The following is a 24,308-nucleotide window of genomic DNA, read 5'->3' on the forward strand; positions in this document are numbered from 1 at the left end:
GCCAAAGAAGATCATAACATAGACTCGTCCGACGCAATGGTCGAGGCCATCGAACAACTGGGCCAAACAATTGCCAAAGCCCGCGACGGAATTGGTCGGGTAATTTACGGCCAGCATGAGGTAATCGAAGAGACTTTGATTACCTTATTGGCCAGCGGCCACCTTTTGTTGGTGGGCGTCCCGGGCCTCGGTAAAACCCGATTAGTGGAAACCTTATCTAAGGTATTCCACCTGGAAACCCGCCGGGTTCAGTTCACACCTGATTTGATGCCTGCCGACATTTTGGGGTCCGAAGTGTTAGAAGAATCGGATGGTGGAAAGCGGTCTTTCCGCTTCATCAAGGGGCCGGTGTTCTGCCAGCTACTCATGGCTGATGAAATCAACCGGGCCAGCCCGCGCACCCAATCTGCACTTTTACAAGCGATGCAGGAACACCGCGTTTCGGTCGCCGGTCAATATCATGACCTGCCGTCGCCATTCCATGTTCTGGCAACGCAGAACCCACTGGAACAGGAAGGCACCTACCCCCTGCCAGAAGCTCAGTTAGATCGGTTCTTTATGCAGGTTAATGTGGAGTACCCGGATGTCGCGGCGGAGCGTCAAATTTTGGAAGCGGCTGTGGATGCCAATATTGATGATTTGGCGAGTGTCATGAGCGCAGCTGATCTCATTGAGGCGCAGAACCTGGTTCGTCGTATCCCGGTTGGCGATAGCGTGGCCGACGCCATTTTGCGCTTGGTTCGCAGCGGCCGACCGGAGACCAGTGAAATTCCGGGGGTACAGCAACACGTATCCTGGGGGCCAGGTCCCCGCGCCAGCCAAGCCCTTATGCTTGGTGTTCGCGCGCGCGCGGTGATCTCAGGTCGCTTGGCACCTTCGGTCGACGATGTGCTGGCTTTGTCCCATCCTATTTTAAGACACAGGATGGCATTGAACTTTGCAGCCCGCGCGGAAGGTGTGGCACTAGAGACGGTGATTGACCGATTGTGTGAGGATATCGCTTAACCGTAGGGTACATTATGGCTCGTCCGCATATCGATATTCATCATAGAGCAGAGGAACTAGCGGCTGGACTGCCGCCGTTGTTGGTCGCGGCGGAGCGGGTCGCGACCACGGTCTCACAAGGCGTTCACGGTCGTCGTCGGGTTGGGCAGGGTGAATCGTTTTGGCAATACCGGCATTACGGCATTGGCGATTCGGCGCAACTGATCGACTGGCGGCAATCGGCGCGGTCTGATCATGTTTACGTCCGTGAAAATGAATGGGAAGCGGCGCAAAGCGTTTGGCTGTGGCGGGATGGCTCCAACTCCATGCAATATCGCTCCGACGATGCGCTGCCGACGAAGCGGGAACGGACCGACCTATTGTTGCTGGCGGTGGCGTCGCTGTTGGTTCGCGGTGGAGAATTCGTGGCTCTTTTGGGGTCAGGCAGATCACCCTCCACGGGGCGTGCGACATTGAACCAGTTGGCGACCTTGTTCGACCACGACGACACACCCCACGTCAGTGTGCCCAGTTATGAACTTATCGCCCGCTATGCGCGGGTCGTTATGATTGGGGATTTCCTATCGCCCTTGGAAGAAATTAAGCCGGTTATTGAAGCTTATTCTACCCAAGGAATTCGCGGCCACATGGTCCAGGTGCTAGATCCTGCCGAAGAAGCCTTGCCCTTCGAAGGCCGCGTTCGGTTCGAAGGAATGGAAAACGAAGGCGGTGTTTTAATCGGTCGAACGGAATCGGTGCGCGATGAGTATCAAGAGGTGCTTGATCTCCACAACGAGGGATTAAAGGCGCTGTGTGCGTCTGCTGGATGGAGCTTTGCTCAGCATCGCACCGACCATGCGCCTGAGCCGGCACTGCTGGCCTTGTTCATGCTGTTGTCGCAACCGGTGGGGAGTTAGACCTTGCTGGCGCTCGGTTCATTCTCATTTGTTGTTCCCTGGGCTTTGGCAGGACTCGCGGCAATCCCGATTATTTGGTGGATTCTCAGGGTCACACCACCGGCACCCCGGCGCGTGGCGTTCCCGCCGGTACGCCTGTTGTTGCGGATTTTGAACCGCGAGGAAAGTGCAGCCAAGGCGCCTTGGTGGTTACTGTTGCTAAGGCTGCTGCTCGTCGTCTGCGTCATATTGGGCGCGGCCCACCCCTTGCTGAACGCAGCCGATGAACTTCAGGGAGATGGCCCGTTAATCTTGGTTGTGGATGACGGTTGGGCGGCGGCGGCAAATTGGAAGGGTCGCCAAAATATGATGATGGGTCTGGTTGATCAGGCTGAACGAAGCGCCCGACCGGTAATAATTTTAACCACCGCACCTGACGGAACGAAAAGTGGCGAGTCAACGCTCCATATGTTGCAGGCAGTTGAGGCCAGACGATTTGTCCAGTCCCTGCAACCAAAACCCTGGCCGACGGGGCGCAAAGCCGTGCTTAAAACCTTGGTTCAGAATGAGGCACTGAAACAGGGAAAACCGGGCCACGTGGTTTGGTTGAGTGATGGCCTTGCAGGTCCATCAACAGATGCCTTTGTTCAGGTTTTGGGTCAGCTCGGCAAAGTGACGGTTGTCCGTGATTCTGCTGATTTTGTTCCGGTTGTTCTGCGTCCACCAGTTTCAAAAGGTACGGGACTTAACCTGACAGCGGTTCGGCCCATGTCCGAAGGTACAGCGACATTTAGTCTGCGGGCGTTTGGTCAGGACGGTCGTGCTCTTGCGCGCGAACCGTTGATCTTCGCCGATGGCAAGCAGACTGCGAACGTCCATCTAGACCTACCGCCAGAATTGCGCAACCGGCTGGCGCGGTTTGATATTGAGGCTCAGACAACGGCAGCTTCCCATGTTTTGGTGGATGAGCGTTGGCGGCGGCGGCCGGTCGGGATTCTTGACCGGGAGGCGGGGCTTTCGGATCAGCCGTTGCTCAGCGGTCACTATTATTTAAGGCGGGCGCTCAATCCGTTTACCGAAGTTCGCACGGGAACGACGGAGAAATTGCTCGCTCGACAATTGGCAGTCCTGGTGCTGGATGACCCAGGTCTGATTGGTCCTGCAGAGCGGCGAAAAATTTCCGCATGGATCGAACGCGGCGGTGTCTTGGTTCGATTTGCCGGGCCTCGGCTGTCACAAGACAAAGACACCTTGTTGCCCGTTAAGTTGCGCCAAGGGGACCGCATACTGGGCGGCGCCTTGTCTTGGCAGAAGCCAGCAGCCCTCGCACCCTTCGGGGTGAATAGCCCGTTCAATGGATTGGCCATCCCTAAGGATGTTCGTGTTCGGCGACAGGTTCTGGCGCAGCCGTCTTTGGATTTACCGGAAAAGACCTGGGCTCGGCTTGCCGACGGAACTCCGCTGGTCACAGCCGAAAAGCGGAAGCGGGGGTGGATCGTCCTGGTCCACACCATGGCCAATACCGGGTGGTCAAATCTGCCCTTGTCCGGGCTGTTCGTTGATATGCTTCGGCGTTTGGTCACGTTAAGCCAAGGGGTTGTATCCAAACCCGGTGGACCACCATTGGCACCTGTTTTGGTCATGGACGGCTTTGGCCGACTGGGATCGCCGACCGCAGACGTCACCGCCATTGCCGGAGCCGAATTTGCAAAGACTGTTCCTTCGCCGAAGCATCCCCCTGGGTTCTATGGCGAAGAGGCAGAGCGTCGGGCTTTAAATCTGTCGGCTCAAATGTCGAACCCAAAACCCTTAGACGTCGAGGCTGAAGGCGTGCGTGAAGATGTCTACGGTGATCGTCACGAAGTCGACCTCAGACCATGGTTATTGGGTGCAGCCTTGATCTTGGCGGTTATAGACCTCGCCATTAGCTTGGCATTGCGAGGGTTGTTGACAGTTTCTTCTGCGACGGCCGTGTTCGTGGCTCTGGTTTTGAGCAGTCATCCGAGCTGGGCTCAAAGCAGTGAATCGTTCGCCAAGAAGGCAAGCCTAAAGACAAGTATCGCCTATATTAAATCTGGATTAAAACAGGTGGATTCCACGTCTCGTTCAGGGCTATCGATGTTGAGCCTTATTGTTGAACGGCGCACAGCCGCGGAATTGGGTGAGCCTATTGCAATTGATCCGGCCACCGATGATCTCTCGTTTTTCCCACTTATATATTGGCCGGTCACCGGCAGGCACGCCACCCCATCCAAAGCTGCCGTGTTGCAGTTGAATGAATACCTGAGAAGCGGCGGCACGATCCTGTTTGATACGCGGGACCATCAGACTGGGCGGGAAGCCGAAACCATGCGCCGATTGGCGTTGGTTCTGGATATTCCTCCCGTACAACCCGTGCCGGTCAATCATGTGCTCACCCGTTCGTTTTATTTAATGCGGGAATTTCCGGGTCGAATTACCGGTGGGCGTATTTGGATTGAACGGGCAGGTGCCAGGATCAACGACGGCGTGTCGTCGGTTGTGGTCGGCAACCACGACTGGGCGGCGGCCTGGGCCGTGGATGAGTCGCAGCAGCCGTTATTTCCGGTAATCCCTGGTGGCGAACGTCAGCGCGAACTGGCTTTTCGCTTTGGCATAAATTTGGTGATGTACGTGCTGACTGGAAATTATAAATCCGACCAAGTCCACGCGCCAGCCATCCTGGAAAGGTTGGGTCAATGATGGGGTCAATGCCAGGGTCAATAACCGGGATGATCAGTTTCTCACCAATGTTTCCATGGCCCCTGCTGGCGGGTGTTGCTGTTATTGCCGCGGTGTTGTTGATCGTTGGACTGGTGCGCGGGGGGAGTGGAATTGCTTTTCGAGCCGCGACGTTGGCAGTGCTGATTTTGGCATTGATGAACCCCAAAATTGTAAATGAAGATCGCAAGTCACAGCCCGATATCGCGCTGATCGTGGCTGACCAATCGGGCAGTCAATCTGCGGGAGAGCGACGCGCTCAAACAGATGCCACGGTGAAAACCGTTGCCGACTCTCTTTCTCAATACAAAGACTTGGAAACTCGCGTTATCCGTCTTGATGATAAAAAAGGCGCGCGGAAATCGGAAGCGGGAACACGTTTATTTAGCACGCTGGAGCAGGCCATGACGGATGTCCCAGCCGAACGCTTTGCCGGTGCTGTTATTGTTACAGACGGTCAAATTCACGACGTGCCAAAAGATTCTGATCGCCATCAGCCTGCAGGGCCGTTGCACGTGTTGCTGACCGGGTCGCGTGCAGAAAAAGACCGTCGGCTGATCGTAGAGAACGCGCCGGGCTATGGGATTGTGGGCCAGAAAGTCACGGTGGTCTTCAAGGTCCAAGATAGAGGCGCAACATCTGGTGGTGGTAAATCCACTTGGGTCAAGGTGCACCGTAATGGCGTCGAAAAAGAAAGCGTGTTGGTGACCATCGGCAAAAGCTTGCCCTATACGTTCGAGTTGGAGCACGCCGGGCAGACCCTTCTGGAACTGGAGGTTGACCCTCAAAAAGACGAACTCTCGACTGTTAACAATAAAAGCGTGGTCTCTATCAATGGCGTTCGGGATCGCCTGAAAGTTCTTTTGGTCTCTGGTCAGCCGCACGCCGGGGAGCGGGTTTGGCGTAACCTGTTAAAGTCCGACCCGGCTGTCGAACTCGTTCATTTCACAATCTTGCGGACGCCGGAAGAAAACGATTTTACTCCACTTCGAGAGCTGGCATTAATCTCGTTCCCGGTGACGGAATTGTTTGAAGTCAAATTGCCGGAATTCGATCTAATTGTATTTGACCGCTATACCATCCGCGATATTTTATCGCCGACGTATTTCATCAATATTGAGAACTATCTTCGCGAAGGTGGTGCAGTCATGCTTGCTGTTGGTCCCGGGTTTGCGGGTGATAGCAGCTTATTCCTAACGACCTTCGGTGCGGTGATGCCAGGTCAGCCGACCGGTAAAGTTTTAGAGCAAGGTTTTAGGCCCGGATTTACGGAGAAGGGCAAACGCCACCCTGTAACAGCCCCCCTTCGCAACCCCTCAGGAAAGATCGACTGGGGTCGATGGTTCCGTCAAGTAGATGTCAAGGCGGCTCGCGGGACGACCCTGTTGAATGGTGTCGATAAGAAACCTTTGTTGATTCTGGACCGGGTCGGCAAAGGCCGGGTCGCACAGTTAATGAGCGATCATATCTGGCTCTGGTCGCGCGGCTTTGAAGGCGGTGGTCCCCATGCGGCATTGTTGCGGAGATTGGCCCATTGGTTGATGAAGGAACCTGATCTGGAAGAAGAACGCCTGACGGCAAAAGTTAGTGACGATCAGATTACGATCGAACGCCGAAGCTTGGAAGTGGCACCGCCCGAGGTCACGGTCACGTCGCCCTCCGGCAAGCCCAGAAAGATTGAGCTTAAACCCGCCGGTGAAGGAATTGCGCGGGCAGAAGTTACCGTCGATGAATCGGGACTGTTCCGTATCAATGATGGACGGTTATCGACTCTCGCCGCGGTTGGGCCTTCTAATCCTCTGGAGCTTGCCGACTTACGTGCGACTGATGAAATTCTGGCCCCTGTCGCCCGTGCTACCGGCGGTGGTGTGAACTGGATAACAGATGGCCTGCCAACCGTGCGGCGGACCAAGACAGACAAGGATACATCTGGTAAAGGTTGGATCGGGCTGCGCCGCAATGGCGCGTTCGTGGTTTCAGGTGTATCGCAGATTCCCCTCATGACCGGATTTGTGATACTTGTCTTGTTGCTTGGGGGATTGACCGCCGCTTGGTGGCGCGAAGGCAAATAATTTTTCATTTATTGAGAGGATTTCTATGGGACGGCTGATTGACGGCGCTTGGCATAACGAAGACAGAGTTAAAAAAGAGGATGGCGGGAGGTTTGTTCGTAAAGAAAGCGTGTTTCGCGATTGGATAACCGCAGACGGCTCATCTGGTTTCAAGGCAGAGCCGGGGCGATATCACTTGTATGTTTGCCTGGCGTGCCCGTGGGCGCATCGGACGATGATCTTCCGTAAGCTCAAGAAACTGGAAGATATCATTTCTGTTTCCGTTGTTGATGTGCTGAACCTGGAAGAAGGGTGGTCGTTCCATGGTGACATGCCGGGATGCATACCGGACACCGCCAACGGCACCGAATTCTTGCACCAAGTCTATACCAAGGCCGATCCGAAGATCACCAGCAAGGTGACCGTGCCGACCCTGTGGGATAAGCAGAAACAGACAATTGTAAATAACGAGTCGTCTGAAATTATCCGTATGTTCAATAGCGCGTTTAACGAATTTAGCGACAGTGACTTGGACTTCTATCCTGAAGACCTGCGCCCTGAAATTGAGGCGGTCAATGACCGTGTCTTGCCGAACGTGAACAACGGCGTCTATCGCACCGGGTTCGCAACATCGCAAGAGGCTTATGAAGAATCGTTTTTGGCCTTGTTCGAAACCTTGGATTGGCTCGAAGAACGATTTGGCAAGAAGCGGTATCTGGCAGGAGACCGGATCACCGAAGCCGATTGGCGATTGTTTACGACTTTGGTTCGGTTCGATGTTGCCTATCACGGCCATTTCAAGTGCAACCGAAAACGTATTGTAGATTATCCCAATATGTGGGGATACTTGCGCGAACTGTATCAAGTTCCGGGCGTGGCCGAGACTGTGAATTTTGATCACATCAAGGCTCACTATTATGGTGCACAACGCTCCGTCAATCCGACTGGGATTGTGGCGGTGGGACCAGATTTAGATTTTATGGCACCACATGGAAGAGAGTCCCTATGAGTTATTCTTATCGCCATTGGGTGTGAGGCAATAAATGGCCCGTCTACAGACCCGCATCGTTCGCGCACTCTTGAGGCGCTTGGGGTACAGTCTTCAGCGCCTGCAACGCACCAGCGTTCACGACTTCGATGATGGTAAGGGACGGGGCAGAGGCGATGGGTTCGATGCGTTTGAGCCCTCGTTGCCACGTCCGGTCAGCCATTTTGATATTCATTTTAGAAGCTGTGCGCGGGCCAGCATGGATGGCCCCGACCGTCGCCGCTTCATGGACATTCCGAAATCGGTCCTTTCGACGACGTGCTTAAGGTCACTGGTTGATTCGATCAACGATGCAGTAGAAAAATGCAACGATACAAAAATTTCTCTGACTGTGTTCGATGATCACTCCGACCCAGAGTTTGTGGAGGAGGTTAAGGAAATCCTTGCTAAGGCCAACTGCACGAACCGTCTGGTTTCGTTGGAGGTTACTGGCAATGGTGCGTCGCTAAAGGAAACTTTTACGCACGCGCGGGATGCCTGCAAAGACGTGATCTACTGCATTGAGGATGACTATCTGCATGATCTATCTGCGGTGCAGGAATTGATCGATAGCTATGGACGACTTGCCGCTACTTTGGAAAGCGACGTGGTTGTTCTGCCGTATGATTATCCTGAGGAATACCGCCGCATTGTCCCGACACATGTGTTTTTAGGGAGTGACCGACATTGGCGCCGGGTCTGGCGATCTGCCGGAAGTTTTGTGACTTCAAGCAAGGTCATGCGGGAGTACTGGGAAAGGTATCTTGGACTTTGCAGTTATGGCATTGACCCCGATATCACCGAAGAAAACACCATTGATTTGATTTACACGGAAATCCCTTGTTTCAGCCCGCTGCCTACTGTCGCCGTTCATATGCAGCTTATAGACCATATATCGCCATTTGTGCCGTGGCGGGACTGGTGGAAGCGCTACCGGGATTTGCCCCCCGTGTTGAAACGCGGCGATTCGTAAACAGCGCACTACTCCGAATGAAACTCAACGTACCACTCCATGTCTTCTTCTTCCATTGGATAACCACCGTCTTCGGTCGGTTTAAGCAGATTTTCTGGTTTTACCTTGGCGATGGTTTCTTGTAGCAGAACCGACAAATCCATACTCAAATTGCATTTCCAGCACAGCGTGGTTACCGCCTTGGCATTGCCTGTGTTGAGCATTTTAGAGACACCTTTCAACGGCAAGTCGGACAGGTGAACTAGGGCATACCGGACGTAGGAATTGTCTTTTTTACTCAGCGCCTTTCTGATGTGTCCTTCCGTGAGTTCGCCCGCTTCAAACGCTTTTTCTGCACGTTCTTTTGCGGATTCATGCGGGACTACATTTTCGCTAAGTTCGCCGCTGTCGATACGCTTGCGTACGGTTTTGCGAATTTCTTCGACCAGATCTTCACGCAAGTTATTTCTTTCAATCAGCATGTCCACCAGCGATGCGCTCACAAACGACGCGATACGTTTCATGATCCGAGTGGAAAGGCTCTCGCGCTTGACAATGGGTTCATGCCAGCCCGGTTTGTTGGGGGCTTCTTCTACAATTTTATCCAGGGTTTCTTCTCGAATTTGTGCACTTTCATTCACCAACAAAGTCGCAACCGCTTCTTCATCCATGGTATCCGCGATAGCATCGGCGACGTCACTGTTCAGGCTGCCGCGTTGTGATAGGGCAACCAAGGCGCCGCCTTTGAGGCCCCCGGCGATAATTTCAAGCAGGTCGCGGTCGCTCAGCATCGGTGAATATTCTAGAATGGGTGCCGCGACGATTTCTTCAACATCTTCGGCGAGACGGCGGATGATGCGATGCGGAATATTAGCGGAATGCTTCAGTTCTTCCGCGACAAGGGACCGAACCAACGGCAAGTTGTCTTTTGCCAGGACTTCCAAAACTTCTATGGCGAGGGTCGTCAGTTTGTCTGTTTGATCATCGCTCAAGTTCGGGATCAGACGCCCGATCTTGCGGGCCAACTCACAACGGACATCTTCATCTTCGTCTTTGGCAAGAATAATGTCGGCTTGAAGCGGCGTGCCGTCATTATCGGCGACTTCGCGGCGGACTTCAGGGGCCTTGTCGTTGGCGAAATAATAAAGCAGTTCAGGCTCTAGGTCCTCGTGAGACGCTAACTGCCGACGTTCGTCAAGCGACCCCTTTTGCGCGATGACCTTTGCTTCTTCATAAGAGGGGCGCGAGCCATCGTCTTTGGTGCGTTTTTTAGTCTTTCGTTTATTTTTTTTGCCCAGAACCCAGGATAGCATAGGGAATCTCCATCATTTTCGCCGCCGACAGAATTTTGGTTCCAATTGAGTGTTTGCCCAATAGGATGACGCGCTTGCATGTCGAGAGTCAATGCGTTCGACGGTGCCTTGTTAGAATTTCCTCATCGTTGCTAAAATGCTAATCAGGTAAAACTAAATTCCCAAGGATTTGGAGACCGGAAAATGCCCTTCGTTCAACTTGATGCCAACGGCCAAATTATCGCGGTTTATTCTGAGCCTGCACAAGGTTTGGTGGAGATGTCAGCCGATGATCCCGATCTTGAGAGTTTTCTTTTTCAAGGAGATGATGACGCCCAACAGCGTCGTAATTTAATTGAGTCTGATCTGGGACTGGCGCGGGTTCTAGAAGATTTGATCGATCTGCTGATTGAGAAAGGCGCCTTTCGGTTCACCGATTTACCAGACGCCGCCCAGAATAAGTTGCTGTCCAGACGGGGCTTGCGTAAGGAATTTTCCTACGTGGAATCGCTTTTTGGCACCGATGACGAAGAACTTCCCGAAGACGGCGACGGCGGTGGTTTTCTCTAATCCTGTTCTGAGTCCGATTTCCAAACCAGTATCGGCTTTCGCGCCGCCAGGGTTTCATCCAAGCGACGGCGGGGTGTCAGCTTAGGCGCTTCGGTGAAGAATGCGACGTCTCCTGCCTTGGCCTTGGCAGCCATTTCCGTCATCGTTTTAACAAACAGATCTAAGGTTTCCTTGCTTTCGGTTTCAGTTGGTTCAATCAACAGTGCGCCATGGACGACCAGCGGAAAGTACATGGTCATCGGATGGAAACCTTGGTCAATCAGGGCCTTGGCAAAATCCAAGGTCGTAACGCCCGTGCCTTCAAGGAAACGATCATCGAATAACGCTTCATGCATACAAGGGCCTTCGAACGACGCGCTCAGAGTATCTTTTAATTTTGTGAGAAGGTAATTGGCAGACAGTACCGCATCGCCAGATACCTGCGCTAGACCATCACCGCCAAGGCTCATCATATAAGATAATGTTCTGGACAGCATGCCGAACTGGCCGTGGAAACCTTTTACGCGGCCTAAGGGTTGCACATCGGGGCGGTCGTCCTGTTCAACCAGTTCAAAACCATCGGGACCATGAATGACATAGGGTAATGGCGCGAAAGGAGCCAAAGGCTTTGATAGAACCACAGGGCCGCTGCCCGGGCCACCACCGCCATGAGGCGTAGAAAATGTTTTGTGCAGGTTCAAGTGCATGGCGTCGATGCCAAGATCACCCGGCCGCACGCGACCGACGATGGCGTTAAAGTTCGCGCCGTCACAATAGAAATACGCGCCGACGTCATGCACCGCCTTGGCGATTTCTATAATTTCATTTTCGAACAAGCCGCAGGTATTGGGATTGGTCAGCATGATTGCAGCGACGTCTTCGTCCAACAGCTCTCGCATGGCCTGAATATCGACCCGTCCCCGGTCGTCGGCTGGAATGGATTCGACTGTATAGCCACAAGCATGTGCACTCGCTGGGTTGGTGCCATGGGCGGAATCGGGCACCAGAACACGCTTACGCGGATTGCCAGAAGCTTCTAATGCCGCGCGAATAGTCATGAGCCCGGTTAATTCCCCATGTGCACCAGCCGCAGGGGATAGGGCCACGGCGGGCATACCTGTTAAGGTCTTCAGCCATGTCGCGCAGAGGTCCATGAGTTCAAGCGCCCCTGGTACGGTCTGCGTCGGTTGGAGGGGGTGCAGGTCGCCCAACCCGGGCAGTCGCGCAACTTTCTCGTTCACCCGCGGATTGTATTTCATGGTGCAGGACCCCAACGGATAGAAGCCACTGTCGATGCTATAGTTTTGCTGGCTGAGACGGAGATAATGGCGGACAACCTGCGGTTCCGACAGGCCGGGTAGACCAATAGGTTCGCTGCGTTCTAGGCCGCCAAGTTTCGATGCGTGATCCGGGATCTCAGGGACATCCACGCCGGAAGCTCCCGGGCTGTCTTGTTCAAAGATCAAAGGCTCCTCGAACCTTAGTCCTTGGTGTCCTGTCAGGGTGTTTTGAGTATCGATCATTTCAAAACCTCCACTAGCCCATCTATTAGCATTGTCATATCAGCGTCGGTCGTGGTTTCTGTCGCCGCGACCAGCAGAAGAGCTTCAAGACCAGAGTCGTTTGGATACAGCCTTGAGACTGGCACACCCCCAAGCAGGTCTTTCCCGGCAAGTTCATCAATAACGCCTGCGGCGAGTTTGGGCAGCGCAATTGTAAATTCGTTGAAAAAGGTGTCGTTGAGGACCGTAAGGCCATCAATGGCGCTTAGTCTCTCTGACAATTGAACGGCGCGGGCATGGTTAAGTTTCGCAAGTCCTGTAAAGCCCGCTTCTCCCAATTGACTCAGGTGGATCGAAAATGCCAACGCACACAGGCCCGCGTTGGTACAGATATTACTCGTCGCTTTTTCCCGGCGGATGTGTTGTTCGCGGGTGGATAGGGTCAGCACGAACCCGCGTTTGCCATCCGCATCCACGGTTTGGCCGACCAATCGGCCAGGCAGTTGTCGCAGAAACTTTTGACGCACGGCCATCAGACCAACAGTCGGTCCCCCAAAGCCTGCAGAGTTACCCAGAGATTGACCTTCCGCCGCGACAATATCGGCGCCCATATCACCAGGTGACTTAATCGCGCCCAGTGAAAAGATTTCCGTGACGATTACAACCAGCAGAGCACCCTTATCGTGACAGGCTTCTGCTAGGGGCGTGAGATCACGAACGTGACCGAAAAATCCAGGATTTTGGGCAACCACGCAGGCGGTCTCTTCATCGATCAAGGAAATTAAGTCTTCATCACCATTTTGATCTGGCGCGCTCGCAATCATGTTGCTGCCCATGAACCGGGCAGATGTTTCCGTGACGTCGCGGTAATGCGGGTGGAGTGCGCCGGACAAAATCGCTTTGGTTCTTCGCGTGACGCGTTGCGCCATTAGGACGGCTTCGGCACACGCCGTTGCGCCATCGTAAAGCGACGCGTTTGCCACATCCATGCCGGTCAGCATCGCCACTTGGGTTTGGAATTCAAACATCGCCTGCAAGGTGCCTTGCGAGACCTCTGGTTGGTACGGGGTGTAGGCGGTCAAAAATTCCCCGCGCTGGATCAGGTGATCCACGGCGGCCGGAATATGATGGTGGTAGATGCCGGCACCCAGGAACGACGGAACATTTGACGGGCTGATATTTTTATTCGCCAATGACCTCAACGCGGCCTCTACAGTCTGCTCATCCGCAGAGTTGGGCAGGTCGAGCGGCGCTTTCAGACGCGCCGCTTCCGGTACATCGCAGAACAGATCTTCAATCGAGCCCGCGCCAATGACGTCGAGCATCTCTCGCCGGTTGGTATCAGTCAGCGGCAAATAACGCATCAGTCTTATCCTTCCGCAAATGCCTTGTAGGCTGCTTCGTCCATCATTCCGTCCAGGTCGGCGGCATCGGCAATGGTTATTTTGAAAAACCATCCGTTCCCCATGGGATCGGAATTGACCAGGCCGGGTTCATCATTTAAGGCCTCATTTACCTCGGTGATTTCGCCGTTGACCGGGGAAAATACTTCACTGGCTGCCTTAACCGATTCTACAACCGCACCTTCGTCGCCTTTCTTCAACGCCTTGCCGACATCTGGCAGTTCAATAAACACCACGTCGCCCAATTGCTCTTGCGCGAAATCGCTGATGCCCACAGTTGCTGTGGTGCCTTCAACCCGAACCCATTCGTGTTCTTCGGTAAATTTTAATTCAGCCATCTGTCTGATCTCCTTATTTAAAATACTGGTGGGGGACGAAAGGCAGTGCCACGACTTCGCCTGGCAGCGCCTTGCCTCGAACTTGAAAATTAACCGGCGTTCCTGGCTTGGCATGGGCTGTCTCCACGTATCCCATGGCCACAGGGCCACCGACGCTCGGGCCAAACCCACCGCTGGTGACTTCACCGATTTTCTTACCTGCTGAGTCTGTGATTTCCGTATGGGCGCGGGCAGGGGCCTTGCCTTCAGGCTTGAGACCGACGCGTTTTCGTTGCGGACCTTCTGCCAGTTGTTGGAGGATGATATCCGCGCCGGGAAAACCGCCTTCCGTACGCCGACGTTTGGAGATGGTCCAGTTTAGGCCGGCCTCAATAGGCGTGGTTACGGTGTCGATGTCGCTGCCATAGAGGCACAACCCGGCTTCCAGGCGGAGCGAATCACGCGCACCGAGCCCAATGGGCGCCACCTCAGGTTCGTCGAGCAATCGTCGGGCCAAGCGTTCCACACGTGAAGCTGAGACCGAAATCTCAAACCCGTCTTCGCCGGTGTAGCCGGATCGGGTCACATCGCATTCTATGCCCCCCAGCACCAAAGTCTGGGCACTCATAAAACTCATTTGAGCGGCTTCAGGGGCGAGGCGAGAAAGAACAGTTACTGCCGCAGGGCCCTGCAGGGCTAAAAGTGCGAGGTCTGCCTTGATCTCCAATGTATAGGCTTTGCCAAGTTGCGCAGAAATATGCGCGAAATCTGCATCTTTACAGGCCGCGTTGACTATCAGAAACAGGTGGTCTTCGTGGCGCGTCACCATCAAATCATCGAGCACACCGCCCGCATCATTGGTTAGCAAGGTATAGCGAACCCGACCTTCCGCAAGTCCCGCAATGTCACCAGGGACAAGTGTTTCCAGTGCCTTTTCAATATCTGGCCCGTGTAAAATTGCTTGGCCCATGTGTGAGACATCAAACAGACCGGCTTGGGTGCGGGTGTGTGTGTGTTCGGCAATAATGCCCTGGTACTGCACCGGCATGTTGTAGCCGGTAAAGGGAACCATGCGCGCGCCCAATTCCTGGTGCAAAGCCGCCAGAGGCGTCTGTTTTAAGGGGGCGTCATTTGTGTCGGGTTTTGTATTGGACACCTGGTTCTCCATCAAAAGGTTGCGCATTGCTGGCTATCAATCCAGCTAACGCCCCCTCTGTCTTTTGAACCTGAAAGATTCCCCAGGGTTCTAGTCGAACCCACGAGTTACATCTTCGGTGAAGCACCCATCGCGGCGGGGGCTTGCTTTCCAGAGTCTCATCCCATTGCGGTCCGTTTGCCTGAGAGTTTCCGGGGCGGTTGCTCCTTCGGCGCCGGGTTTGCCTCATTACGATAAGGCGCGACCAATCTCTCCCGCAATGGTCAACTGAGAATATTTGATGGCTACAATCGATCAAACGCAGCCACCTTCATCAGTGTAGCTGTCCAGCAGGCTACGTCAATATTATAGCCCTTGCTGTTTACGTATATTATTCAGTCGTTCTCGGTTGAATTGGAGTTGTTCACGGTTCAGCTGAAAGCCAAGAAATATGGAAAAGTCCGTGACACGTTCGCTTGGTTGCATTTTTAGAACGAGGGTAATTGGTTTTTCCTGAATACGATCATCGATGTGATCACCTCGAAACTTAACCAGTAACGGAATGATTTTCTTCTCGAGCGGGGTTTCATCCGATCTAACAACGCCGATGAAATAATCTAAGGTCGCGGTCTCGGTCGAGCCTTTACCGAGATTTCTACGCGCCCAAATGACAGGTGATAAGCGGACGGCGAGAATTCGGGGAACCTCGCCGAGCTTACCCACTGCACCCTTTACGCGCCGGACGGAGCAGCCGACGAAATATTCCTTAATTTGTCCGGCATAGAGGATATCAAATTTGCCGCGCCCGGCCCCAGGCCTAAAGACTGTTTTTTCCCGAAGGTCCCCTAAAATTTGAATATTGGGGCACCCTGAGCCTGTACGGGTTAGGGGCACTTTCTTATCGGATTTACCTGAACCGAACAGAGAACACCCGGCAACCGCAGAAGCCAGAACTATGAACAGGCTGAATTTAACGGCCCAACTGAAACTCCAGTTTATTGGCATTCTGCAACTGAGCCCACTTCCAACCATGATCAAAGGGAATTATGGGAACCGTCGCAGATAGGCTTTTTGGAGGCTTTGCAGCCGCATAAGAAGACTCTTTTTGTCTCTTCAGCCGTAAATACGACTGGCTTAATGTCGGTTGTTTTGTGCGCGCCATCGCAATAGGGCTGAGTTTTACTCAGGCCACAGGCGCACCATGCGTATTTTTCGCCCGCCGTTAAGTCGGCGGCATAAGGAAATTCTTGAGCTACAACGGGTTTATCCATAACTGAATATCTCACTTTATTGTTCAAATCTGGAGTTACTCTAAAGGAGCGCTATTAAGCGCACAAGACGCTCACTGACGACAAAAAACCCCATTTTTACCTGGATTTATCTAGTTTAATTAGTGTCGCCGCCAATTTTCCCAGCGCTCGGGTTCGGCCCCAGGCATTCTGAATATGCTCCGCTATATTAAGGCCACGCTGCCAGGCTTTCCAGGCGGCGTCTGTTTCTCCATGGCGCAGGTGAACAAGGCTCAGATCACCAAACATCCAGACTTGGCTCAACTGGCTTTTAATTTCGTCCGTCGCCGTATCAGCCATGGCGTTGATGGCTTTGGCTCGGTCGTTTCCGGACAAGCGGCGCAACTGTCCGGCAATGGTCCAAAGCGTTTCGGCGCGCAATCTTTTGTCCTTTATGGTATTGGCAAAGGCGGCAGCAGCGACCAGTCCATCAGTATTTTTACGGACGCGGCCGATCCAGGATTGGGTGAGCGCGACCCTGCTGATGGCATAATCCCGGGCAAAGGGCTTTTTAATTTCTTTTGCCGCGGTACGCGCCTGGTCCAGTGTTTTTAGCGCGTCACCACCTTTTTTTGAAGCTTCCTGGGCAGCGGCAATGCGTGCCAGCACGACAGATTTATAGCGCAAAGAATCAATTCCCTGGGCGGTTTCCAGGGCTAGGAAAGCATCCCCTGCCTTGGCTTGTGCTGTTGCAGCACTCACGAGGACAGGCGTGCGTTCATTCTTACGACCCATTTCTTTCAGCACATCCAGGGCGCGATCAGTCGCGCCAATTTCTGCCCAGGCAGTGGCGATATAACCCAATGCGGTTTCTCGGCGTTGGGTGTCTGAAAGGTTATTGGCCAAAGTCTCTGCACGGGCCAGGGTGTTTCGCGCGCCTGACGTGTCGCCGGTATGGCTTTGTACGACGGCGCTTTTGCCAAACAAGGCAGCCTTTTTTAACGGATCAGGCACGGCGTCGATGAGCAATAGTAATTCGGCAATGCTTTTTACCGCTGCATCGTTAGAGCGGACGGCCTGAATTTTTGAAATCGCGGCAAAGGCTTCAGCGCGGCGGATTAGATCGGGAATGATTTTGGCAGCGCGTGCGGCTTCGTCGTCGCGACCTTCGGAGGCTTGAGCTTGGGCGATATTGCGAAGTGCGACCATGATCAAACGCGGATCAGCAATCCGACGGACCGTCTTCATGGCTTCTTTCGCCAGACCCAACCTGGCTTGAGCCACCAATAATTCACCTAAGGCCCAGTCCCGCATTTCCGGCTTGAAAATGGCTTTGGATGATTCCGTCGCCTCTGTCAGCAAACAACGTGGCGACGGTTTCTTGAAACAAGCAGCTTTGTCGCGTGTCGGGTCGGCAATCTCTGTCTTTCCGGGCTCTCCCAAAAGTTCCCGTGTCGCCTTTTGATCTAATAGCGCCTGACGTGCTGTTTCAATGGATTTAGCCTTGGCATCCTTCAAGCGATTAAGAAGGGCATCGACTTTGTCTTCGGTTTCAAGCTGATCGGCAAGTTTCTGGGTAATTCGGTTGGTTGTCTTAAGGCCGCGAATTTTCTGGTAAGCATGGACAGCCTTCAGCGTCTTCGGTCCTACAAGGCCATCCAAGGGGCCTTTATAGAGGCCAATTTTTCGTAACACCTTCTGAACTCGTAAAATCAGCGGGTCGATGATGTCCGTGCGATCCGGTGCCAAAGCTGGTAAATTTGTTCCGGTTCGGGCTGCTTGGAGTGGCTCGGGCGCAAGAATGACAGCTACAAGAATTATAGTTGCCGCACTGTATGTAAAAATTCGTTTCATTCTAATTTATCAGTTCTGTCATGCACCGCTACAGGCTTGATATTATAGCAGATATAACCCCACTCTTGCCACTGCCTGCACCTATCGCTTATGACACGGATTAGAACTCGACCTTTGCAGACGGAAATCTAATGGCTGTTTACACAGAAGTTTCTGACGAAGACCTGATCGACTTTATCGCTGAGTACGACATCGGCGAAGTGCGGTCGTGCAAGGGAATTGCCGAGGGCATCGAAAATTCCAATTATCTGATGCATACGGATCAGGGCGCCTTCATCCTGACTCTCTATGAAAAACGCGTGGACCCGGTCGATCTGCCATTTTTTCTCGGGTTCATGGATCACTTGGCATCGCGGGGAATACACGCCCCAGTTCCCATAAAAGGAAGAGATGGTATCGCCCTTCGATCCTTGTGTGGTCGCCCGGCAGCCGTGGTGACGTTCCTCGATGGCATGTGGCACCGTCGGATTAAGCCTGAACATTGTTCGCAGTTGGGTGAAGCGCTGGCGAAAATGCATCTGGCAGGACTGGATTTTTCCCTCAGCCGCGCCAACAATTTATCGGTTACTGCTTGGCGGGGTCTGTTGTCTGATTCCTTGGCGCGCGCGGATGAAGTCAAAGAAGGTCTCGCGAGTGAGCTAGAGACCGAATTAACCTTGTTGGAAAACGAATGGCCAGACGGCTTGCCGAGTGGAATTATTCATGGCGATCTTTTCCCCGACAATGTTTTCTTCCAGGGCGATGAACTCTCTGGGCTGATTGATTTTTATTTCGCCTGCAATGATTGCTTCGCTTATGAGATAGCGATCTGTCTTGATGCCTGGTGTTTTGAGCCCGATGGCAGTTTCAACGCGACCAAGGCGCGGCGTTTACTGACAGCGTATCGGGGAGTTCGAGATTTCTCGCCGCTCGAATTGGAGGCTCTGCCGCTGTTGGCGCGAGGGTCGTCGATGCGGTTTCTGCTGACCCGACTTTATGATTGGCTGAATACGCCTGCCAATGCGCTTGTGACGCCGAAAGACCCGCTGGAATTTTTAAAGCGGCTGCGTTTCCATCAAGGCGTTAAGGGACCTGGTGAGTACGGTTTGGACTGATAATGACTTCAAACGATCAAGTCGAGATTTATACAGATGGTGCTTGTTCTGGTAACCCAGGCCCAGGAGGTTGGGGTGTGTTAATGATCTGGCGGGATACTGAAAAGGAATTTTTCGGTGGCGAGCCCGATACGACCAACAACCGAATGGAGCTTATGGCCGCGATCCAAGGGCTTGAATCCCTCAATCGGCAAATTCCTGTCACGATTTATACTGACAGCAAATATGTCTTGGACGGGATCACCAAGTGGATCAAAGGCTGGAAAATAAATGGCTGGCGGACAGCAGCTAAAAAGCCGGTTAAAAATGACGACCTGTGGCGGCGCCTAGACGAAGCCTTGGCGGGTCACGAAGTGGACTGGCAATGGGTTAAGGGTCATGCCGGTAACGAGGGCAACGAACGCGCCGATGACCTCGCCAATAGAGGCGTTGATCATGTGCGGGAATATGGGAGTGTTTTGTGACACAAGATACCGAAAATAACCGCTTTATGGGCGAGCCCCAGTTGGCCGGAAAAGTCACCTTGGTAACCGGGTCAACCAGCGGCATTGGCCTGGGCGTGGCAAAGGAACTGGCCCGACACGGCGCGCAAATCATTTTGAACAGTCATGAAAATCCAGAAGATGTAGGTGCTGCTGTAGAAGAAGTTTCCGCAGAAACTGATACGGAGGTTTGTTTCCTACAAGCAGACTTGTCACAAACGGATGCCATCGAAAATCTGGTGAAAGAAATTGAAGATCGCCTTGGTACCATCGATATCTTGGTCAACAATGCTGGCGTGCAGCATGTGTCACCGGTGGAAGAATTCCCGCCCGATAAGTGGGACCATATCCAATCGTTGAACTTGTCCTCTAGCTTCCATCTCAGCCGATTGGTTCTGAACAGCATGACCAGCAAAGGTTGGGGGCGGATTATTAATATCGCCTCGGCACATGGTCTGGTGGCATCTCCCTACAAGGCGGCATACGTTGCGGCCAAGCATGGGCTGGTTGGATTGACCAAGACCATCGCGCTCGAAACCGCAGAGGCTGGTGTGACCTGCAATGCGATTTGCTCCGGCTATGTCTGGACACCGCTGGTAGCGGCGCAAATTGATGATCAGGCGAAGGTCCATGACATGCCCCGCGATCAAGTTATTCGCGACGTCATTCTGGCCCCGCAACCGACCAAGGAATTCGTTACTATTGAGGAAGTGGCAGCCCTCGCTGCCTATCTCTGTAGCGATGCCGCGCGCAGCATTACCGGCTCCAGCCTGTCTATCGATGGCGGCTGGACGGCGCGTTAGGTTATATTCACGGAGTTCGCAGACATGGAAGCATCACACTTTCAGATCACCGCCGTCTATGCAGGTATCCTTGCCCTAATGCTGGTTATGTTAGGAATCCTCGTCGTGAAAAATCGGTACCGGGCAAAAGTAGGCTTGTTCGACGGTGGCGATGAACAACTCGGCCAAGCAATTCGAGTGCATGGGAACTTTGCCGAATATGTGCCGATGGCCCTGCTTGTCATGGCCTTCGCCGAAGCCGGCGGTTCACCGCATTGGCTCATTCATTGTCTGGGGGCGATCTTGGTTGTTGGAAGATTGCTCCACGCCCATGGGCTCTATCACGACAGAGGCGTTTCGAAGTGTCGAAGATATGGTGTTATCGCGACGATTTTTGTCCTCGTCGTGGGCGGCTTAGCTAATATCGGACTGGGCATATTTGGGTCGCTGTAAAACTTCTACTTACAGGGCTTACTTACAGGGCTTACTTACAGGGCTTACTTACAGGGCCAAGACTGGGCCAGCGCTTGGGCGACGGCGCTTTTAGCCGGGGTTCTTTTCTTTTCCGGATGGTCTTCCAGCCAAACGATGACGCGCACCACGGGGCGAAACTTTTTTACGCTTTCCGGGATACAGGCTTTATGGCCCTTTATTGCATCTTTTTGTAAAGCGGCACGGGTGTCTTGAATTAAATTTTCACACCGTGCGAACCTTTCTTTAGCGTTTTGGTCGTCAGAGGTAACCTTGCACAAGCGTAGGAATTCGCTGGCCGGCATACCTTGCCCGCTCCTTGCTGTCGCTAAACTTGGGAGGAGGCCGATTAATGATGCAATTACAATGAAGTAGATGGGGGTCGAAAAACGCGTAAACATGAAATTTTTCTCTGATTAAATGTATTCTAAAACAGGTCAAAATGAGCCCGAATCGCTAAGCTTAATGTGTGTGTTGTTTCAAATTTTTGCTACCCCTAATTTAGAGGGTGAGAGAAAAAATCTGTGGAAAATTATACAAAAATGCACGTTCATTGACGGGATTGAGTCGCCAACTTGAAGGGTCATGAACCATGCTTGGATTATTTAAATCCACTTCACAGCACATATACAATTTGAAGCGAATTTAAAGGGCTAATTATTGGGTTTTTGCCACGGATCGGACGGACGCGGTGTTCATGGCTCGTAGGACCGCCGACGGGGTTAGAATTTCCGGCAGCAAAATACCCTTGGGATTGGCGGGTCCATAGACAATGTTAAAGGGAATGGCGTAGCGGCCATGACGCGCCAGATATTTGGCAATCACGTCGCTAGGCCGGGTCCAGTCAGCGCGCATGGCAATGACCTTGCCGCTTTGTAGGCGGTCCCAGATATCATCATTTGATAAAACCAGGGACTTGTTGACCTGACAGGTAATGCACCAATCGGCGGTGACATCAACAAACACGGTTTTACCAGTCGCGACCAGGCGATGAAGGACCGCTTCGTCGAAGGGTTTCCAAATTCCTTTATCATCAATCGTTGCTTGCTGTTGAGGAGCCTTTGATTCCGGCATGAACGTTGGCGTCGCCAGGGCGAAAACAATCAACGCAGCAATGGTCATTCCCGCCTTCTTTTGCAGACCGCCTTCCACCTTCGTTCGAAGATAAAACATCAGGACCATGATCGCCATTAACAGGCTAACAAACTTAGCTGTGGTCTCGTTCGAACTTACTTGTAGTACGCTCAACAGCCACACAGCCGTCGCAACCAAGGCCAGGGCGAGAACTTTTTTCAGGGTGATCATCCATGGCCCAGGGCGGGGCAGCCGAGTCGCTAAGCCAGGCAAGGCGGCGATCAGCAAATAAGGAAGCGCCAAGCCGACGCCAAGGGCTGCGAAGACGACAAAGATATCGCTGGTGGTTCGAGACAGGGCAAATCCGACAGCCGTGCCTAAGAACGGTGCGGAACACGGAGTCGCAAGCAAGGTCGCCAGTACACCCGATAAAAAGTGCCCGCCCATGCTGTGAGTATGACCGACTCCGCCTAAATCGCTGAGCGCTGAGGGCAGGCGGACTTCAAACCAGCCCCACAGGTTGCAGGCGAAGAGGGAAATCACCACCGTCATGGCGATAAGGAACCAAGGATGTTGGAACTGAATCCCCCAGCCGATGGCGGCACCGCCAGATTTCAAAATCGCGAGCGCGCCTGCCAGCACCATGAAGGCCGCAACAATCCCGGCGGCAGATGCGAGGAAGCTGAGCCGTACGGTTCGCTTTTCACCGCCGCCATGACCAACGACGCCCAAAAGCTTGATCGAAAGAACCGGCAGCACGCAGGGCATCAAGTTAAGGATCAATCCGCCTAAAAGCGCCAGCCCGAGAATGAGGAGCAAAGACGGGCCTGCTGTCGTGGTGGGTGGTGTTTGTAGCGTCGTCAATCCGCGTTCCGCACTTCGCTTGCCATCGACCAATGTCGCGGTCAGGGCGCTCACCTTTAGACCGCCCTTAAGGTCTGCAATGCCGTCCACTTGAACATCAAATGTTGCCGTGTTGCCGGTGCTCGCGACTTGGACCTTGGGAGCGGAAAAGACTAATTCCGGCGGGCCTTCCAAATAGACATCGGGCTTTTCAAAGGGCAGGGATGAAGTTGCGTTGATCCGCAAAATTGTCTTTTTGTTTTTACGGACGACTTCAGCGCCGTCGATTGCCAATCCATGCGCCGTTCCGTCGCCGGGCACCTGGGCCTGGAAGCGGCTGATGAGATGCGCGTTGGATGTCGCTTGTCCCGTGCCACCAGGAACATTCAAGGCGAGCTTTGCCGTATACGGGATGCAAATTTTCTCACACGCGAGATAATCAATGGAGGCGTTAAGCTTTAGTGGTTTTCCAGGCTGCTTGAGAATAGCGGTTAGGGGAAAGACAACTTCATCTGTATAGCCGAGCGTCTCGAACCCCAGAACAGAAAAGCGTTTGGGGGCAGGCCAGGATAACGACGCCGATTTGAGATTTTCCGACCCCTCATATTTTGGGCGCGGCGGGAAGCCAGCATCGCCCGGCGAACGCCAGTAAATTTTCCAATGGGGCTTAAGCTTAAAGTGGAGACCTAGCGTCACAGTATCGCGCTCCCCCACATTCGTCGTCGCAGAAACCAGACGGAGCGCAGTTTGCTCCGTCTTATTCCAACTCGATTCGGTAGCAGCCACACTAACAGTGCCCGAGAACCCAAACAGAAGTCCGGAGAGAACGCCGGAGAGAACGCCGGAGAGAACGAAAGATATAAATGTGGTCTTTTTCATCAGATTAAATTTTCGATCCTTGGTTTTGCTGCCCTGGAAATACCATTTTTTACCTCTAAACGGTTAAAATAAAGGTGCGATCACGATATCTTTACGGGGCGAGAGGCTGAGGGTTCCGCTGAGATAAGAATTATGACACAATAATTGTGGTTATTTGGTGAACTCAGGATGGTCAATTTTTTATGAGTGAAAGTCCTTATCTGACCGGTCAACTCTTGCTGGCGATGCCGAGTATGTTAGATACGCGGTTTTCCAAGACGGTTATTTATATGTGCGCCCACAATGAAGAGGGAGCCATGGGCTTGGTGGTGAACCGGGAACTGGAATCGCTGACGTTTCCGGACCTTCTCAATCAACTTGGGATTGAGCCCTTGATTGCGCGGCCTCAAATAAAAATTCATTTTGGCGGACCTGTGGATTCGGGCCGGGGGTTCGTGCTGCATACGGCGGACTATACCCAAGAGGCGACGGTTCCTGTCGACGAGGCGGTGGCGCTTACCACGACCATGGACATTTTGCAGGCGATTGCCGAAGGCGACGGACCTGATCAATGTTTGTTGGCCCTAGGCTATGCGGGATGGGGGCCTGGCCAACTTGATGCTGAGATCAAGGAGAACGGCTGGCTGCATGTGACATCTGACGATGACTTGGTGTTCGGTCCTGAACTGGACGGCAAATGGGAACGCGGCATGGGCAAACTAGGAATTGATCCGCGCATGCTGTCCGATGACGCCGGGCACGCTTAGGCTTCCT

The 24,308-nt window shown here is 53.2% G+C and carries 21 protein-coding genes, 1 pseudogene and 2 riboswitches; of the genes and pseudogenes, 12 read left to right on the plus strand and 10 right to left on the minus strand.

Annotated features, from left to right (window positions below):
- Positions 1-36: 36 nt before the first annotated feature.
- The 6 genes from HOM51_02110 to HOM51_02135 are packed head-to-tail and all read left to right on the plus strand — an operon-like array spanning position 37 to position 8,670.
- Positions 37-1,005, plus strand: coding sequence for a MoxR family ATPase (locus HOM51_02110; protein ID MBT5033292.1), 969 nt, complete (start codon positions 37-39; stop codon positions 1,003-1,005).
- Positions 1,006-1,019: 14 nt separating this feature from the next.
- Positions 1,020-1,901 (plus strand): DUF58 domain-containing protein, encoded by an 882-nt coding sequence (locus tag HOM51_02115; GenBank protein MBT5033293.1) that lies wholly within the window; start codon positions 1,020-1,022, stop codon positions 1,899-1,901.
- Between the two features lie 3 nt (positions 1,902-1,904).
- Positions 1,905-4,601, plus strand: coding sequence for a DUF4159 domain-containing protein (locus HOM51_02120; protein MBT5033294.1), 2,697 nt, complete (start codon positions 1,905-1,907; stop codon positions 4,599-4,601).
- Between the two features lie 8 nt (positions 4,602-4,609).
- Positions 4,610-6,691 (plus strand): hypothetical protein, encoded by a 2,082-nt coding sequence (locus HOM51_02125; protein MBT5033295.1) that lies wholly within the window; start codon positions 4,610-4,612, stop codon positions 6,689-6,691.
- Positions 6,692-6,716: 25 nt separating this feature from the next.
- On the plus strand, positions 6,717-7,679 hold the full coding sequence (locus HOM51_02130; protein ID MBT5033296.1) for a glutathione S-transferase family protein: 963 nt from the start codon (positions 6,717-6,719) through the stop codon (positions 7,677-7,679).
- 34 nt (positions 7,680-7,713) lie between these two features.
- Complete coding sequence (locus HOM51_02135) at positions 7,714-8,670, plus strand: hypothetical protein (GenBank protein MBT5033297.1); 957 nt, start codon at positions 7,714-7,716, stop codon at positions 8,668-8,670.
- 8 nt (positions 8,671-8,678) lie between these two features.
- Here the strand turns inward: HOM51_02135 and HOM51_02140 are convergent, their stop codons facing one another.
- Complete coding sequence (locus HOM51_02140) at positions 8,679-9,962, minus strand: DUF2336 domain-containing protein (GenBank protein ID MBT5033298.1); 1,284 nt, start codon at positions 9,960-9,962, stop codon at positions 8,679-8,681.
- A gap of 183 nt (positions 9,963-10,145) precedes the next feature.
- On the opposite strand from HOM51_02140, the pseudogene HOM51_02145 reads away from it, so the two are divergent.
- Positions 10,146-10,430: pseudogene (locus HOM51_02145) on the plus strand (hypothetical protein).
- A 77-nt stretch (positions 10,431-10,507) separates the two neighbouring features.
- Here the strand turns inward: HOM51_02145 and gcvPB are convergent.
- The 7 genes from gcvPB to HOM51_02180 form a co-directional block, all read right to left on the minus strand.
- Positions 10,508-12,013: an aminomethyl-transferring glycine dehydrogenase subunit GcvPB gene (gcvPB, locus tag HOM51_02150; protein ID MBT5033299.1), complete on the minus strand. Its 1,506-nt coding sequence runs from the start codon at positions 12,011-12,013 to the stop codon at positions 10,508-10,510.
- Complete coding sequence (gene gcvPA, locus HOM51_02155; protein MBT5033300.1) at positions 12,010-13,356, minus strand: aminomethyl-transferring glycine dehydrogenase subunit GcvPA; 1,347 nt, start codon at positions 13,354-13,356, stop codon at positions 12,010-12,012. The genes gcvPB and gcvPA overlap by 4 nt, the downstream gene beginning before the upstream one ends.
- A 5-nt stretch (positions 13,357-13,361) precedes the next feature.
- Positions 13,362-13,733, minus strand: a complete 372-nt coding sequence (gene gcvH, locus HOM51_02160) for a glycine cleavage system protein GcvH (protein ID MBT5033301.1) — start codon at positions 13,731-13,733, stop codon at positions 13,362-13,364.
- Between the two features lie 13 nt (positions 13,734-13,746).
- Complete coding sequence (gene gcvT / locus HOM51_02165; protein MBT5033302.1) at positions 13,747-14,880, minus strand: glycine cleavage system aminomethyltransferase GcvT; 1,134 nt, start codon at positions 14,878-14,880, stop codon at positions 13,747-13,749.
- A 43-nt stretch (positions 14,881-14,923) separates the two neighbouring features.
- A riboswitch (glycine riboswitch) is annotated at positions 14,924-15,024 on the minus strand.
- 3 nt (positions 15,025-15,027) lie between these two features.
- Positions 15,028-15,135: riboswitch (glycine riboswitch) on the minus strand.
- 78 nt (positions 15,136-15,213) lie between these two features.
- A complete protein-coding gene (locus tag HOM51_02170; protein ID MBT5033303.1) occupies positions 15,214-15,852 on the minus strand; it encodes a hypothetical protein in 639 nt (212 codons plus the stop codon).
- Positions 15,853-15,881: 29 nt separating this feature from the next.
- Positions 15,882-16,118: a CDGSH iron-sulfur domain-containing protein gene (locus HOM51_02175; protein MBT5033304.1), complete on the minus strand. Its 237-nt coding sequence runs from the start codon at positions 16,116-16,118 to the stop codon at positions 15,882-15,884.
- 96 nt (positions 16,119-16,214) lie between these two features.
- Positions 16,215-17,930, minus strand: coding sequence for a hypothetical protein (locus tag HOM51_02180; GenBank protein MBT5033305.1), 1,716 nt, complete (start codon positions 17,928-17,930; stop codon positions 16,215-16,217).
- Positions 17,931-18,061: 131 nt separating this feature from the next.
- Here HOM51_02180 and HOM51_02185 point away from each other — a divergent pair, with 131 nt between their 5' ends.
- From HOM51_02185 to HOM51_02200, 4 genes are read left to right on the plus strand one after another with little or no spacing between them, the layout of a single operon-like run.
- Positions 18,062-19,024 (plus strand): homoserine kinase, encoded by a 963-nt coding sequence (locus HOM51_02185; protein MBT5033306.1) that lies wholly within the window; start codon positions 18,062-18,064, stop codon positions 19,022-19,024.
- Positions 19,025-19,026: 2 nt separating this feature from the next.
- Positions 19,027-19,488, plus strand: a complete 462-nt coding sequence (gene rnhA / locus HOM51_02190) for a ribonuclease HI (protein ID MBT5033307.1) — start codon at positions 19,027-19,029, stop codon at positions 19,486-19,488.
- 26 nt (positions 19,489-19,514) lie between these two features.
- Entirely contained in the window at positions 19,515-20,309 is a 795-nt protein-coding gene (locus tag HOM51_02195) for a 3-hydroxybutyrate dehydrogenase (protein MBT5033308.1), read from the plus strand.
- A gap of 24 nt (positions 20,310-20,333) precedes the next feature.
- Complete coding sequence (locus HOM51_02200; GenBank protein ID MBT5033309.1) at positions 20,334-20,741, plus strand: hypothetical protein; 408 nt, start codon at positions 20,334-20,336, stop codon at positions 20,739-20,741.
- A 44-nt stretch (positions 20,742-20,785) separates the two neighbouring features.
- Here the strand turns inward: HOM51_02200 and HOM51_02205 are convergent, their stop codons facing one another.
- Both HOM51_02205 and HOM51_02210 read right to left on the minus strand, forming a co-directional pair.
- The gene (locus tag HOM51_02205) at positions 20,786-21,064 is read right to left on the minus strand and encodes a hypothetical protein (GenBank protein ID MBT5033310.1); all 279 of its coding nucleotides are present in this window, start codon (positions 21,062-21,064) and stop codon (positions 20,786-20,788) included.
- A 352-nt stretch (positions 21,065-21,416) separates the two neighbouring features.
- Complete coding sequence (locus HOM51_02210) at positions 21,417-23,555, minus strand: hypothetical protein (protein MBT5033311.1); 2,139 nt, start codon at positions 23,553-23,555, stop codon at positions 21,417-21,419.
- A 182-nt stretch (positions 23,556-23,737) separates the two neighbouring features.
- Between HOM51_02210 and HOM51_02215 the strand changes: the two genes are divergently transcribed.
- On the plus strand, positions 23,738-24,301 hold the full coding sequence (locus tag HOM51_02215) for a YqgE/AlgH family protein (GenBank protein MBT5033312.1): 564 nt from the start codon (positions 23,738-23,740) through the stop codon (positions 24,299-24,301).
- Positions 24,302-24,308: the final 7 nt, after the last annotated feature.

Source organism: Rhodospirillaceae bacterium, from assembly GCA_018660465.1.
Taxonomy (GTDB): domain Bacteria; phylum Pseudomonadota; class Alphaproteobacteria; order Rhodospirillales; family JABJKH01; genus JABJKH01.